This window comes from Xenorhabdus eapokensis (assembly GCF_001908105.1).
Map to the genome: position 1 here is coordinate 26,508 of NZ_MKGQ01000018.1, position 14,335 is coordinate 40,842.

The 14,335-nt window shown below is 37.9% G+C and carries 11 protein-coding genes; 4 read left to right on the forward strand and 7 right to left on the reverse strand.

Translation table 11 applies throughout. The features are described from left to right. Window positions 1–35: 35 nt before the first annotated feature. The gene (locus Xedl_RS12595; RefSeq protein ID WP_074024133.1) at window positions 36–1,235 is read left to right on the forward strand and encodes an MFS transporter; all 1,200 of its coding nucleotides are present in this window, start codon (window positions 36–38) and stop codon (window positions 1,233–1,235) included. Window positions 1,236–1,399: 164 nt separating this feature from the next. Then, window positions 1,400–2,173, forward strand: coding sequence for a class I SAM-dependent methyltransferase (locus Xedl_RS12600; protein WP_083600326.1), 774 nt, complete (start codon window positions 1,400–1,402; stop codon window positions 2,171–2,173). 130 nt (window positions 2,174–2,303) lie between these two features. Here Xedl_RS12600 and Xedl_RS12605 read toward each other — a convergent pair whose 3' ends face one another. The 5 genes from Xedl_RS12605 to Xedl_RS12625 form a co-directional block, all read right to left on the reverse strand. Continuing rightward, window positions 2,304–3,188, reverse strand: a complete 885-nt coding sequence (locus tag Xedl_RS12605) for a radical SAM protein (protein WP_074024135.1) — start codon at window positions 3,186–3,188, stop codon at window positions 2,304–2,306. Between the two features lie 12 nt (window positions 3,189–3,200). Continuing rightward, window positions 3,201–4,196, reverse strand: coding sequence for a hypothetical protein (locus tag Xedl_RS12610; protein ID WP_074024136.1), 996 nt, complete (start codon window positions 4,194–4,196; stop codon window positions 3,201–3,203). 1 nt (window position 4,197) lies between these two features. Continuing rightward, on the reverse strand, window positions 4,198–5,043 hold the full coding sequence (locus Xedl_RS12615) for a TauD/TfdA dioxygenase family protein (RefSeq protein WP_074024137.1): 846 nt from the start codon (window positions 5,041–5,043) through the stop codon (window positions 4,198–4,200). A 569-nt stretch (window positions 5,044–5,612) separates the two neighbouring features. Further along, complete coding sequence (locus tag Xedl_RS12620; protein ID WP_074024139.1) at window positions 5,613–7,556, reverse strand: pyridoxal phosphate-dependent decarboxylase family protein; 1,944 nt, start codon at window positions 7,554–7,556, stop codon at window positions 5,613–5,615. 473 nt (window positions 7,557–8,029) lie between these two features. Then, complete coding sequence (locus tag Xedl_RS12625) at window positions 8,030–8,917, reverse strand: dimethyl sulfoxide reductase anchor subunit family protein (RefSeq protein WP_074024141.1); 888 nt, start codon at window positions 8,915–8,917, stop codon at window positions 8,030–8,032. Between the two features lie 260 nt (window positions 8,918–9,177). Here Xedl_RS12625 and Xedl_RS12630 point away from each other — a divergent pair, with 260 nt between their 5' ends. Further along, the gene (locus Xedl_RS12630; RefSeq protein ID WP_074024142.1) at window positions 9,178–9,933 is read left to right on the forward strand and encodes an FNR family transcription factor; all 756 of its coding nucleotides are present in this window, start codon (window positions 9,178–9,180) and stop codon (window positions 9,931–9,933) included. A 127-nt stretch (window positions 9,934–10,060) separates the two neighbouring features. Then, window positions 10,061–11,005, forward strand: coding sequence for a universal stress protein UspE (uspE, locus tag Xedl_RS12635; protein WP_074024144.1), 945 nt, complete (start codon window positions 10,061–10,063; stop codon window positions 11,003–11,005). Between the two features lie 60 nt (window positions 11,006–11,065). Here the strand turns inward: uspE and Xedl_RS12640 are convergent, their stop codons facing one another. Both Xedl_RS12640 and pntB read right to left on the reverse strand, forming a co-directional pair. Continuing rightward, a complete protein-coding gene (locus Xedl_RS12640; protein ID WP_208605053.1) occupies window positions 11,066–11,983 on the reverse strand; it encodes a tyrosine-type recombinase/integrase in 918 nt (305 codons plus the stop codon). Window positions 11,984–12,932: 949 nt separating this feature from the next. Continuing rightward, window positions 12,933–14,321 carry a Re/Si-specific NAD(P)(+) transhydrogenase subunit beta gene (gene pntB, locus Xedl_RS12650; RefSeq protein WP_074024194.1) on the reverse strand — a complete coding sequence of 463 codons (1,389 nt, stop codon included), beginning with the start codon at window positions 14,319–14,321 and terminating at the stop codon, window positions 12,933–12,935. Window positions 14,322–14,335: the final 14 nt, after the last annotated feature.

The window sequence follows — 14,335 nt, forward strand, 5'->3', positions numbered from 1 at the left end:
ACCAATCCCATTCTTATATCCAAGGAGGCTCAAATATGCCACCACGTACTGTTTTATCTATGATGCTATTTATATTTTCACTTATTGTATTTTTCATTGGTGCGACGGAATTTATGTTATCACCCATGCTTAAACCTTTGGCTGAGGCATTTAAAACAACAACAAACAAGGCTACTTGGCTGGTTTCTGGTTATGCCCTCGCCTATGCACTGACAGCTCCTATTTTTGGTTGGTTGTCTGATCGGATCAGTCGACGCAAATTATTGCTGGTCTCCTTGCTGTTTTTTTTCCTTGATGGATTAGCATTGACGATAGCTCCTAATCTGGAGATTGCAATTGGCTTACGTATTTTGGGTGGTATTGCTTCTGCCGCTTTAATTCCGACTATTTTTGCGCTGGTTGCAGAACTTTTTCCACCTTATAAACAGGCGGCGGCGATGGGCATTGTTATGCTTGGTATGACAGCCGGAATTGCAGGAGGCCCTATTTTTGCCGGTGTTTTAACAGAGTTATTTTACTGGCAGTTACCATTTTTAGTGAGTGCAGCAGGTTGTCTTCTGCTCTATGTTTTAAGTAAAAAAGTTTTAAGCAAAAAATACATTTCAAACCAGATTAATACCCTAAAAACAGTTCATACAACGGCGACATTTCAATCAATGTTTCAATTTGGATATCAAGGAAAATTAATACGCCCTCTTATGGCAAAAGGATTTTGGAATGGTACAGCAGTATCTGCTTTTATATTAACTGGAGAGATTTTAAGACATCATTACGATCTGGGAACAGGGGCTGTTGGTATCTCTGTTTCTGCATTTGGTATCGGGCTTGGTTTGGGTAATTTATCCGTAAGTCTTGTGAAGTCTCTGAATATCAGAGATGAATGTGCACTTTTGTCGGCAATAGTCTTACTTTTCATCACCTGTTCTGCATTTATGCTATTGCCGCTGTCTTTGCTTTTTAGTTTAGCTTGTCTGGTATTATGGGGATATACACTCGGCCTTGCTGCTCCGATAAGCACTTCGATTCTGGCCAATCGGGCACAGCAAAGTAAAGGTCAAATATTAGCTATCTCAGAAAGCCTAAACAATCTAACTATTCTGTTTTTACTTCCAATAGTGACTATGTCGCTGACACAATACGGCACTGTTGTAGCCATGATGATACTGGCAGGATGTTTTATCGTGGCAATTGGGTTAACGTTGAAAGATGTATTGGTGACAGCGTCACTAAATTAAAGACACTCACATCTCAATGAGATGCGTTTCATTTACTATTAATTGCGTATTATCATGATATCCCTATTATCCTTGATACAAAACGTGGGGATATCGGTAGTACTGCAGAGCAGCCATTTTAGATTATAAAGACAGAGGTATTATAAGGAGTAAATATTGTGTCAATGAACTTTCATGCTCCAGAAAATAGGCATACTTACCTTGGCCGTGAAACTCAACCAGAATGGTTCGATTTAATGCAAAAGCTGGTGGATCCACACGATAAGGAAATCGCGGATATTGGTTGTGGTGGAGGTATTTATTCTTTGGCATGGCGAAAAATGGGCGCTAAAAAAGTCACTTGCGTTGATTTTTCTCAGCAAATGCTGGCTGATGCAGCGGAAAATACCCAAGGTTTGCCAAATTTTGTTCTCAAACAAGGTGATGCTCTTTGCACTGGTTTACCTGATAGCTGTCAGGATATTGTCTTTGAAAGAGCGCTTATCCACCATATCAGTCAGGAAAATAGAACCTCTTGTTTTGCTGAAGCCTATCGTTTATTGCGCCCTGGCGGAATGTATATTTTGCAGGACAGAACGTTGCAAGATATCCAACGTCCAGGATCACCTGAACATATTCGTGGTTATATCTTTGATATTTATCCTCACTTGCAAAATTTTGAAAATCAACGCAGGCCAAACAATATTGAAGTGATCGATGGATTACAATCCGTTGGTTTTAAACAAGTGAAGGTATTTTCTCTTTTGGAAAAATACACTATCTATAAAAATTTTTCACAGTTAGCCACAGGTTTTCAGGCGCGCAAGAGTCGATCTATTTTGCATGAATTAAGTGATGAAGAAATAGCTCATCTAGTCAGGCATATTGAAAAATCGTTGGATACTAAGACGGATATTGTTGAGAAAGATTTTTGGACGATATGGACAGGGATAAAATGATAGAAAGGATCTGCGACGGACGCTCCTGTCGTTAACAAATATCGCCATTTTAGGCGAGCTTGATAACTTGATGTGGAGCGTCCATCTTATGAACTCAAATTAATATGAATTATGACGTAATAGTAACACATTACATAATTCGATATTTATTACGAATATCTCTAACCTGAGATTTTAGTTGCCCGCAACCCCCGAAAATTTCTGTGCCATCACTGATGTCTGATATGCACTGAAAACCTGCTTCGATAAGTGCCTTGGCAAAATATGGCATCTTGCCTGAAGGATTCAATGTTATTCCATTGATATCACTAACTTCATTTAAGTATTTTAACTTGATAATGAACGTGTCTTTATCCACCAGATCTTTTAACCGTGCCAAATCCTCTTGTGAGTCATTTATTCCTTCTAACATCAGATAATTGACAATAACAGGAACACCTGTACGGTGATGATACTCTGAAAAATGGCCAAGCAGATCTTTGATACCAAATTTCGCTTTTGATGGAATCAGCATATTGCGCTGTTCGTCTGTTGTGGCATGAAGAGAGATAGAAATCATATCAAGCGGAAGATCATAAATTTTATCTCCAGCGTGACGAATACCCACAGTCGTCAGTGTCACCCTATTTGCCAGTGTTTGTTTTTTGAACTCGGTTATTGCGTCGCTGATCTCTTTTAGATTCAACATTGGCTCACCCATTCCAGCAAATAATATCGTATTAAGATTTTGATTATCCCTCAAAGCCCCTGAATGCAACAAATGTTCATGACATAACAAAACCTGTTGTACTATTTGTTCTGTTGTCATATTTCCCAACGGTTGTTGCCTACCGGTTTCACAGAACACGCAACCGACAGCACAACCGTATTGACTAGATATACAGAGATAAGGCAAATGTTGATCTGTATGAATAAAGAAAGTTGATTCAACACTTTTTCTTAAATCGAAGTCACTTGCTGATAGCAGATATTTCTTGGAGCCATTTTCTGACTCCACTATTTCGCTGATTTTCATTTTTACACCTTCTCAATGTTTAGCACGGCGATGCATATCAGAGACTCCGCACATTTTGGGACTAGACAGTGGCAAATTAGATTGCATGACCTCTTGATGCGTTTTAACGGGATCAAGGAATAATTGATGAATTTCATCTATATTCAGTTCGGAAAAATAACTACTATTAATTCCTTGATAATCTTCTGGAACAGTGGTTGTGGTAGGAAAAACAAGTTGATCAGGATATAAACGGCCGCTCCAAAATTGGTCACCTTTATCTAATGGCCTGACCATACTAGGCTCAACAACCTCAGAAATTTTAGCGCTGTCAGGAAATCGCAGGCTGTTTTCGGCGGCTGGATAATCATGAATAACCATCCAATCGACAATATTTTGCTGTCGTTCCATGAGTGTAATATCTTTAAAAAATGCTGTTAAAACAATCGGAATAACTATCCCGCCTGTATTGCGATAATATTCAATAAAGTCGAGCCGTTTCTGTAATTGCTCATTAGTATCTAGCGCACTGACAGAAACTCTCATCTCAGCCTTAACTGCAACCAAACGTTGCGCAACTTCATCAGTCATTTTTTTAAAGGATTTGGTGATAAAGATCATTAGTAACCCTTCTTCTCGTGCTAATTCAGCCATTCGTGTCGATAATGGCCAATTCCATGAAGGGTCACTATTCCATCCACATCTGATGTATTTTTGTGAATCAGGTAATGCTTTTAGATCACAAGAGAAAATATTTTCATCCAAAAGATTATCGATTCGTTTACCAAAGTCGATACCATTTTCCCAACTGGAGATGGCGGAAAAACACATTCCATAACAAGCCATACTTTCTGGTAAACAACCCGTTACCACATCTGTGGTTAAGCTATTAAATGGCAAATCACCAGCGATTCCTGCCCTGATTAACATAGGTTCAGCCGGACTTAGTTCGCGCCCTTGAGTATATTTTCGATTACTGTTTCTAACCAATTGAGTAATGGATTTTTCTTGTTCTTTAGTAAGGTTCATATCAAACTCCCCCAACAATCCAACCAGGTATTTCAGGTTGGTAAGATGTATCAGGATATATTTTCAATCCTTTGATAAATCTATTTCCGGTGAAACATTCACGGCGGTGTAAAAGCTGGCTATTATCATATAGCAGCAAATCCCCCTCTTCCCATTGGTGTGAATAAATATTTTCTGGTGATAAAATCTTATCTAAAATGGATTTTTTGAGAATGTCGGAGCTTGGTAAAATTTCTTCATCGCGGAAAAATGCGATAGTATTTTCACTGACATAAACATAATGTTTTTTTGTTTGCACATTTTCAAGAATGACAGGATGGGCAACTGTAATATGGGGCACATTGTCATGTGAAGATGCAGGCTGGCGAGTAGAATACAAGTTACTCAGTATTGACACTTCATCATAGGTAAAAGCGAGATGATTTACTGATGTTGAAGCGAAAGAGGTATTACCACCGCTAAATTGCACGACTTCACCATATAAGATGCTAACTGAAGCCGGATTAATTCTAAACTCCTGATCAGAATGCCAATAATCGGTATCATTGCCGGCAAAACCCAGTAATTCACCTTGACTATCACGAAGATTAGTCAAATAAGCGACATATTTTCGGTTGTCGGACAACGAAATTTTTCTGGCAGGTTCTTCGAGTTTTCCGCTTCCTATCTGTTTCGCAAAATTCACCAGTACTTCATCATCCATCTTTTGATTCTTGAAAATCAACAGAGCATACTTTGATAAGCACAATTTTATTTCTTTATACTCTTCTGATGATAACTCTGAAACATTTTGGCAAGTTATATAAGCACCAAAACTTCCTTTAATAGGCTCAATTATAAGTGACATATATTGTCCCCATAAAAATATTTATTTTGTTAAACATTATTAGCTAGTGGTGATTACTGGTGGTTTTATCATTTTTATTGATGTTAACTCCTTTTTTGTTAAAAACATTAAATGTTGTAGCAGATATAACGTTATATCAAAATAACTGAAAGCAAAATGATAAGCATTGTTTAACTTATTACTTTATTATTTTTATTTTTAATAATATCAAATATACTTATATATTCATTTTTTAATGCTTTTAATCTTTAGCGAGATTCAATAATATTCTTTATGATCCTTATCTATCAGTTATATTTAATTAACTTATGAGAAATTATGAAAATGTTAATAAAACAATCTGACTTAATATTTAAAAATTAAATTTACAGTCTTATTGAATGCTAATTTTTTGATTTAAACATCAATAACTTCAGTTCGCATTTAAAATGTTTTTATTTTGTGATAATAATCGCATTATTACTATCTGAAATAAAAAAGAGCTTACATCTACCTAAGCTCTTTTTTGAGTTAAAAAATTATTTTTCAATTAATTAAACAATATCGCTGAATATTTAATCTTGTGTTTATTAACTAATAAATGAAACTTCTAATTCTAGTTTAGAACGAGATTTTTTCTCTTCTTCATCAATAACTTGGCTCAATTTTTTAACAAAGATAGCTTGAAGCTGCTGCCAGAATTCTTCAAAATGCTCTTCATTGCGTAAACAATAAGTCATTACCGCTGCTCTCAGCACATAGATATTGCGAACTTTCTCCCATTCACTACGGCTAAAACCACATTTCTCGGTATAATGCCACGGTGTATCACCATATTCTTTATAATCTAATATGGTTGATGATGTGAGAAAATCGTTGGTATAGGCACGTCCTGTGGAGTATGAACAAAGCTCGTATAGACGCTTGTTGAGCGCATTATGATTGCTCAGGCTTTCATTCCCCATTTCTTTGAACGTAAAGTTGATCATATGGAAATCAGGTGATGGAAAGATATGCACTTCAAATCGATGCTTACCGATTTCTATTGGTGGTAAGTTTGCTAATTTATTCAATAGCCTTTGTGCTGTAACAATGCCCGCCGCAATTATTTTCCCATATCCATTAATATTTAAAGGTAACAGACGATGGGCAGCCCAAAGTGCCGCTGCTGTTGCTCCCGATTTTGAACCTTCCATAATGGATGAACCTAGAATTCCTCGGCTGGTAGTATTTGTTTCATCATCATGGCCTTCAAATACATATGCTGCATGTGAAGAGATTAATTCGAGAATACGCTTATCTTTCATGCAAATAGCACCCGCTGCATATTGAATGAAGCCAACTTTATGCGGATCTACGGTAATCGAGTCAACGTCTTTCAATGCTTTGAAGCTTTGGTAAACTTCAGGTTTTGGCCAACTCATATTTTCCGGTATGATCCCCACTGAACGGTGGTAACTGGCTAGTTCATCATATTCTACAAATTCTCCCTGCTCATTCAGGAGCATGGAACATGCATATCCTGCATAGGCAGCATCAACGTGAATATAGAATGATTCGCCATAACGTTCTTCACACTCTTTCCTCAACGCAATAATTTCATCAATCCGATCAATGGCTCCAACTTCAGTCGTTCCCACCACGGCAATCATTGCCAGGATTGGTTCACCTTGTTCAATTAATTCAAAGGTAATTTTCCGCATTTGGGCAATGTCAGTTTGATAGTTTCCATTTACAGGTAATGGAATAATGTTTTCTTGGCCAATACCAAAAATATCTGCGGCCTTCATCCAAGAATAGTGCTTGGATTGTGGAACCAATAATTTGCCCAGAATTTCCGCTTTAGCTCCCATACCACGGCATGTCATATCGCGAATTTCTTCAAATAGTCCACGTTTTTGCAGTTCGGTAATAAGATCCAAAAGTTCAGCGGTTGGCATATTTTTCAATTGCCGGGATGTCTTATGTTCAATGAGATCTTTTGCTTTAGGGTGTTGAGATATTGCAAAAGGCAATGTTTTTAAATTTCTGGCTACCCACAACCCTTCATAATTAGCCACTGTCCCTCCAGAAGTAATATGCCCCCAAGATTTTTGCTGGTCATAACCAAACATGCGGCACAGATCTAATCCTGATTCAAGCTCTAATTCTGTTGTTGTTGGGGATGCTTCATAGCTACAGTTATTCGGGTTGTACATCATGGCCATAACGTAAGCAAGATTAGAAACCATTAAGGTATCACTGCTGATATGACCAAGATAACGGGGGGAGAAAAAAGGAATAGATGTATTTTTCAGTTTTGCTGACAACTGATTTAAGATCCCTTCTGTGCGATAAAGCGTTTCTCTATAGTTATGCTCATAGCGAGCAACGGATGTTACCGAGGTTGAATCTTCGGGGTGAAAACCTGAACGCCAATGTAAATGTTCGCTCACTGCGTAATCCATCATCTCTCTAAAAAAGACAGCGTTTTCTGATTTTGGTCCCAAAAACAATGCATCTACATTTAAATTCGGATGAAATTGTTTAGTCATAATCATGTAACCTTTTAATTGATTCTTTTTTATCTTGTCTTATATTAAATTTTTATAAAATTATTAATATATTTGTTTTTATTTTCTGTTTTAACGGCAAATGCCTTGCGGAGATGATAAAATCCCCACAATAACTGACAGAAAATAAGTTGTTTGATTTTCGATCATTGCAATTGCATAAAAAACATTCTGCAATGTTATGCCGAATAAATCTATTTTATATAGATATGAAAAATAATTCTTATATTATTGATAATAAGTTAATAATTAACTTTAATTTTGTGCGCTACCACAAAGAAATGAAAATAATATCCTATAGTATATAGATGGAAATATTTCCATTGAAACTATAAGTGTGGTTACTTTAATGCCTAATGGAAACTGTTACGTTGTCACAGTTTCCATTATATAGAAAGAAGAGTGGAAAGAATGGGATAGTCAATTGAGACAGTATGAATTATCTATCATACGTTTCACAGAATAAAAAATGTATATTGATTGATCACTTCAGCAACAAACATGATAGCTGCCCCGATGAGAATAGAGTGATTTTTATTACTCAATGAATTATCTCTTGTTTTCCATAAGGAAAAAGTCCAGATTGCCATTGCAATAATATATAGGCACCATGAAAGCATTCTTAATCCAAAAGCGCTTTTGATATTGAATTCAGCTTGATGTGGAAAAATAACATTATCATTAACGATTGTAATTTCTGATAACCACTCCATATAAGCAGGTTGTTCAATCAATCGCATGGTGACACTTATGAAAACAACCAGCAAAGCTGCCATCACGAATTTGATAGACAATCTTCCTCGAAGATATTTTTCTAATGGATAGGAAATAAATGACAGTGCCAATGCAGGTCCCAATGTAAAAACTGCGCTATAAAATAAAAAATAGGTGTTAATGTTTGCCCAAGTGATCATGGCGCTATTAACATAAATAATTGCCATATAGTAAAGGTCAATTAAGCCAATAACTCCAATTACCAGCATAATATAAATATATGCGCGCTTTATAAGCGAAAATAAAAGTGTGTATAAGACCAGCAAACCAAAATAAATAACAGCAAAAATTGTTTCTATGTTTACCCATTTATGTATTACGTTCTGCAATACGTGATAAACACCAAATGGGTATTCTATAAAGTTCAAAGAAGCAACCAATCCTATCCCTGCTAATACACTACTGGTTAATAATGTTCTTAGTAATATTTTTTGTACAAAAGTGGTCACTGAATGTTGCCATGTGTTTGACTCATGCTTAATCCAGTAAGTATAAAGCCCGCTCATTAATACAAGCCCCACCGAGCTCTGTACTATCATTGTAAATGCAATTAATGGCCATTCACTCATGTCACAACCCTACTCCATCTATCCGCAACCAAATAACATCATCGATGTGTATTATATCCATATATTATTAATTAAATTTCAGTTTAATAGATATATTATATTGAATGGCTAGAATTTTACACAATCTCGACGTTAATACAAAAAATTTTATTTCCACCAGTGATGATAAATACCGCGATTAATGGCAGTATCTTGCTCTTATCAGAGCAACCTAAATATGTTAAGTTTACACATATCAATCACTTCTAATGAGCATCCCTATGATCCCGGAAAAACGTATTATTCGTCGGATTCAATCTGGCGGTTGTGCAATCCACTGTCAGGATTGTAGCATTAGCCAGCTTTGCATTCCTTTTACCTTAAATGAACATGAACTTGATCAGCTTGACAACATTATTGAGCGTAAGAAACCTATCCAGAAAGGGCAAACATTATTTAAGGCTGGTGATACATTAAAATCACTCTATGCCATCCGTTCTGGGACCATCAAAAGCTATACTATTACCGAAGAAGGTGATGAACAAATTACAGGTTTCCACCTTGCGGGTGATTTAGTTGGATTTGATGCCATCATTAATACTGAACATCCAAGCTTTGCCCAGGCTTTGGAAACTTCAATGGTATGTGAAATTCCATTTGAAACGCTGGATGATCTTTCTGGAAAAATGCCTAATCTCCGCCAGCAAATGATGCGTTTGATGAGTGGAGAAATCAAAGGTGACCAAGAAATGATCCTGCTGCTTTCCAAAAAGAACGCAGAAGAGAGATTGGCGGCTTTTGTTTACAATCTGTCTCGCCGCTTTTCACAGCGAGGTTTTTCTCCTCGTGAATTTCGCCTAACCATGACACGTGGTGACATTGGTAATTACTTAGGCCTGACTGTTGAGACAATTAGTCGCCTACTTGGTCGCTTCCAGAAAAACGGAATTTTAGCTGTCAAAGGTAAGTATATTGCGATCGAAGATATGAATAAATTGTCAGAGTTGGTTGGTAAGTCACCGGCTAATGTGTCCTAACGTTAGTTAAATTTTAGGCCAGATCATTATATTTTGCTGATCTGGCTTACTCTTATCTTGTTATAGTTATCTATATTGGTTTATCTTCTGTATGGAAGAGGCATTCACACTCTGTGAGGAACTCAATATGGCAAACTACCAAAATCTCTTGGTTGCAATTGACCCTAATCAGGATGATCAGCCCGCATTAAGACGCGCAGTCTATATCGTGCAGCGCAATGGTGGGCAGATTAAAGCGTTTTTACCGATTTATGACCTTTCATATGAAATGACTACCTTACTTTCTCCAGAAGAAAGAAATGCTATGCGAAAAGGTGTTATAGGCCAACGAGTCGCTTGGATAAAACAACAAGCCCATTACTACCTTGAATCAGGTATTGATATTGAGATAAAAGTAGTCTGGCATAATCGCCCTTATGAAGCCATCATTCAAGAAATTATTACTGAAAATCACGACTTATTATTGAAAATGGCACATCAACATTCCCGATTGGAATCGATTATTTTTACTCCACTTGACTGGCATCTGCTACGTAAGTGCCCTTGCCCAGTCTGGATGGTAAAAGATCAAGTATGGCCAGAAAATGGTTCTGCTGTTGTGGCTGTCAATTTATCTAATGAAGAACCTTATCATAATGAATTGAATCTGAAATTGGTGCGTGAGACACAAGAACTTGCCAATCGAATTGTAAAAGACCCTCTAATCCATCTTGTTAGTGCTTATCCAGTAGCCCCTTTAAATATTGCTGCTGAATTGCCTGACTTTGACCCTAATGTGTATAACCAGGCATTGCGCGGCCAACATTTGATCGCCATGAAAGAGTTGAGACAGAAATTCTATATTGATGAGCAACAAACTCACGTTCATGAAGGTATACCGGAAAAAGTCATTCCTGAAATATGTGATGAACTAAATGCTGGCGTGGTTGTTTTAGGTATTCTCGGCCGAACTGGGTTATCAGCCGCGTTTCTTGGCAATACGGCCGAACATGTCGTCGATCCGCTAAAATGTGATTTATTGGCTATAAAACCTGATGGATTTGTTTGCCCAATCAAGATAGATGTAGAGTAAAGTGCTTACTCGTATTTCAGTAGATAGATTGCCCGAAATAAAGTTCGGGCAGTCTCACTGTTAAAAATTCAGATTTCTGGCGGCATTTCTTAGACGTTCATCTCCGCGTCGATCATACTTTTGGGTTGTCGTGATACTTGAATGCCCCATTGCATCTTTGACGGTTACGATATCTTCACCATTATCCAGCATGGCTGATGCAAAAGTCCTGCGCAGATCATGTGGAGCAAATTTTTCTAATCCGCTTTCCATTCTACGGGTTTCAAGAATGTGATAGATGGCTTGATCTGATAAACGGCTATCGGTTACATCATCATGACGACGAATGCGGGTAAAAAGTGGGCCTGGGTGATCTCCGCGCACTTCATCTATCCAACGATTTAAACGTTCCCATGTTCCTTCCGGCATATAGGACAAGCGTTCTTTATTCCCTTTTCCCATTACTCTTAATGCTTGTTCACGACGAATAATGTGTTTAATTTCGAGTGAAACAATTTCTGAACGACGAAGCCCACACCCTACAAGCACACCAATGATGGCTGCGTCACGTAACCCTTTTGTACTGGTATCATTCTCGCAGGTAAAAAATAAAGTTTTTATTTCATAACGCTCAAGTGCCCTGCCTTTTGGCAACCGATTTCCCCTGACAGATCGCACCTGTTTTATATGTTGAAAATTGTCGGTGTCGAGTTGTTTCATTGACCATGCTTCCAATGCAACTCCTTTCAAGGCGGAAAGATAAGTATTAATTGTAGCGGGAGCTTTACCCGAATCTGAAAGCATTTCCATAATTGCTTGAATATGATGGCGACGAAGTGCATGCCAAGTACAGTCATGTACATTTTGGTATCCCAACATTTTTGCCACGATATCCAAAAATGATTTCATGGTCTTGCGACTGCGTTTTGATCCAAGGCTGACAAGATAGGCAATTGCAGGATTGTTATGTACCTGCTTTCCCGATACTGATAGCGACATCAGCATACCCTGCTCTTGTTGAGAATCGTTCAGCACGATCAGTGAATTCTCATCACTGCTATTTTCATGGTTGAACGGAACAGACATTTCCATTTCCCTATTCCTTGAAGTTTGTTTTTTGTGCAAATTGGAGGCGTTTTAATGGTTTCGCTCTGTAAAAATTACGTCTAATCACCCACATCATCTTATTCAATAAATCTTACTTTTTCAAATGTATATTTTAATAAGTAGAGTGTTTTTGTCAAAAATACTCTATCTATCATCATAATTTTATTCTGATAGGTCTTTGTATTTTCTATATATTTATGAATTGACAGTTTTATCATCGCGGCAGTGCAATAAACCCCTCTTCTAGCCCATGGGCCTCTATACCTTCCGGCATAGCTTCCCCGACAATTATCTGGCGGGGTATAGCCTGACGTTTTTAATCTGGGCGCCAACTTATATCTCCATTTCATTTTTCTCTATCTCATTACTTATTTTATCTTCCGGTTTATTTTGGCTTAAATTTTCCTTGTAGATGGAGAACCGAATTTTTGAATTTACTCGACTTACCACTCGTCGGATCCGGTAGGTAACATAATATTTTGTTTTATGTTTCAATGAAGCAATTTATTGGGTTTTGCAGGGCAAACGGGTCTAAATTAGATGCTGTCGCATTAAGAAAAATTCGGTCTGTTCACCCACAAAATACATTATGTTAATAGCCACTAAACTACAATATAATATGGTTAAAAAAATGTAAATTTTAGGGTTCATTATCATTACTCATGAGCGAGCGCTGGTGGGTTTAATGAGTTAGGTGAAAGAGATTACATTTGTTATCCGGCTGAACAGCATTAATATGCTGTCATATTTCAAGAAATAAAATAGAGACTTGTCGAGTGATATAAAAGAAAAGAGCTTCGCGTTATAACACGAAGCTCTTAGGATTTTGAGATTGTTTGAGTTATAAAGCCAGAAGAATGGCTTCTACACTTTCTTTCGCATCACCAAACAACATTTGTGTATTATCTTTAAAGAATAATGGATTTTGCACTCCGGCATATCCCGTATTCATCGAACGTTTAAATACGATGACATTTTGTGCTTTCCAAACCTCCAAAACTGGCATGCCAGCAATAAGGCTTGAAGGATCTTCCTGAGCGGCTGGGTTTACGGTGTCATTGGCTCCTATCACTAAAACCGTATCCGTTTCAGAAAAGTCGTCGTTAATTTCATCCAGTTCCAAGACAATATCATAAGGAACTTTAGCTTCGGCAAGTAATACGTTCATATGACCTGGCAACCGCCCCGCAACAGGATGAATGCCAAAGCGAACATTTATGCCCTTCTCTCGTAATTTGGCTGTAATGTCATGAACAGGATACTGCGCCTGAGCAACGGCCATACCATAGCCTGGGGTAATGATAACGGAAGTGGAATTTTTCAACAGTTCAGCGACATCTTCCGCAGTTGTTTCGCGGTACTCTCCTAGCTCTTGATCATCACCTGAAGAACTGCCATCTGTACCGAAACCGCCAGCAATGACACTGATAAAGGAACGGTTCATTGCTTTACACATAATATAAGAAAGAATTGCTCCTGAAGAACCCACTAAAGCACCTGTGACGATCAACAAGTCATTACTTAACATGAAACCGGCTGCCGCTGCCGCCCAGCCTGAATATGAGTTCAGCATGGAAATAACGACTGGCATATCTGCACCGCCAATCGAGGCAACTAAATGCCAGCCAAAAGCGAGAGCGATAACTGTCATCACCAGTAAAGTGAAGACTTGCAAGCCAACACTTTCTGTTTTGATAAAGGTGAACATTAAGATCAAGGAGACAACCAATGCTGCCAGATTAAGTTTGTGCCGATGTGGCAACATCAATGGCTTGGATGAGATTTTCCCACGTAATTTACCAAATGCCACAATTGAACCAGTGAAGGTTACGGCACCAATAAATATCCCAAGGAAAACTTCTGTCAGGTGAATATTTACCATAATAGAGCTGGCAAAAATATCATGGGTGATAAAACTATTGAACCCAACCAGAACCGCCGCCAATCCGACAAAACTGTGCAGGATAGCCACCAATTCTGGCATTTCAGTCATCTCCACTTTTTTGGCAAGACGAATACCAATAACTGCCCCGATGACCATTGCTAAAATAATCCAACCAGTTTTGCCAGTATCAGGCCCTAAGATTGTGGCAACCAGCGCAATCGCCATACCAACGATGCCAAAAATGTTACCGCGTCTGGCGCTTTCATGACGGGAAAGTCCGGCAAGGCTGAAAATAAACAAAATGGCGGCAACAATATAGGCTGCTGTCACTATTCCGCTCGATATTACTCCGTTCGACA

Coding starts and splice junctions, on each gene's coding strand:
- Xedl_RS12595 (WP_074024133.1), top strand. CDS start 36: ATGCCACCACGTACTGTTTTATCTATGATGCTATTTATATTTTCACTT.
- Xedl_RS12600 (WP_083600326.1), top strand. CDS start 1,400: ATGAACTTTCATGCTCCAGAAAATAGGCATACTTACCTTGGCCGTGAA.
- Xedl_RS12605 (WP_074024135.1), bottom strand. CDS start 3,188: ATGAAAATCAGCGAAATAGTGGAGTCAGAAAATGGCTCCAAGAAATAT.
- Xedl_RS12610 (WP_074024136.1), bottom strand. CDS start 4,196: ATGAACCTTACTAAAGAACAAGAAAAATCCATTACTCAATTGGTTAGA.
- Xedl_RS12615 (WP_074024137.1), bottom strand. CDS start 5,043: ATGTCACTTATAATTGAGCCTATTAAAGGAAGTTTTGGTGCTTATATA.
- Xedl_RS12620 (WP_074024139.1), bottom strand. CDS start 7,556: ATGACTAAACAATTTCATCCGAATTTAAATGTAGATGCATTGTTTTTG.
- Xedl_RS12625 (WP_074024141.1), bottom strand. CDS start 8,917: ATGAGTGAATGGCCATTAATTGCATTTACAATGATAGTACAGAGCTCG.
- Xedl_RS12630 (WP_074024142.1), top strand. CDS start 9,178: ATGATCCCGGAAAAACGTATTATTCGTCGGATTCAATCTGGCGGTTGT.
- uspE (WP_074024144.1), top strand. CDS start 10,061: ATGGCAAACTACCAAAATCTCTTGGTTGCAATTGACCCTAATCAGGAT.
- Xedl_RS12640 (WP_208605053.1), bottom strand. CDS start 11,983: ATGTCGCTATCAGTATCGGGAAAGCAGGTACATAACAATCCTGCAATT.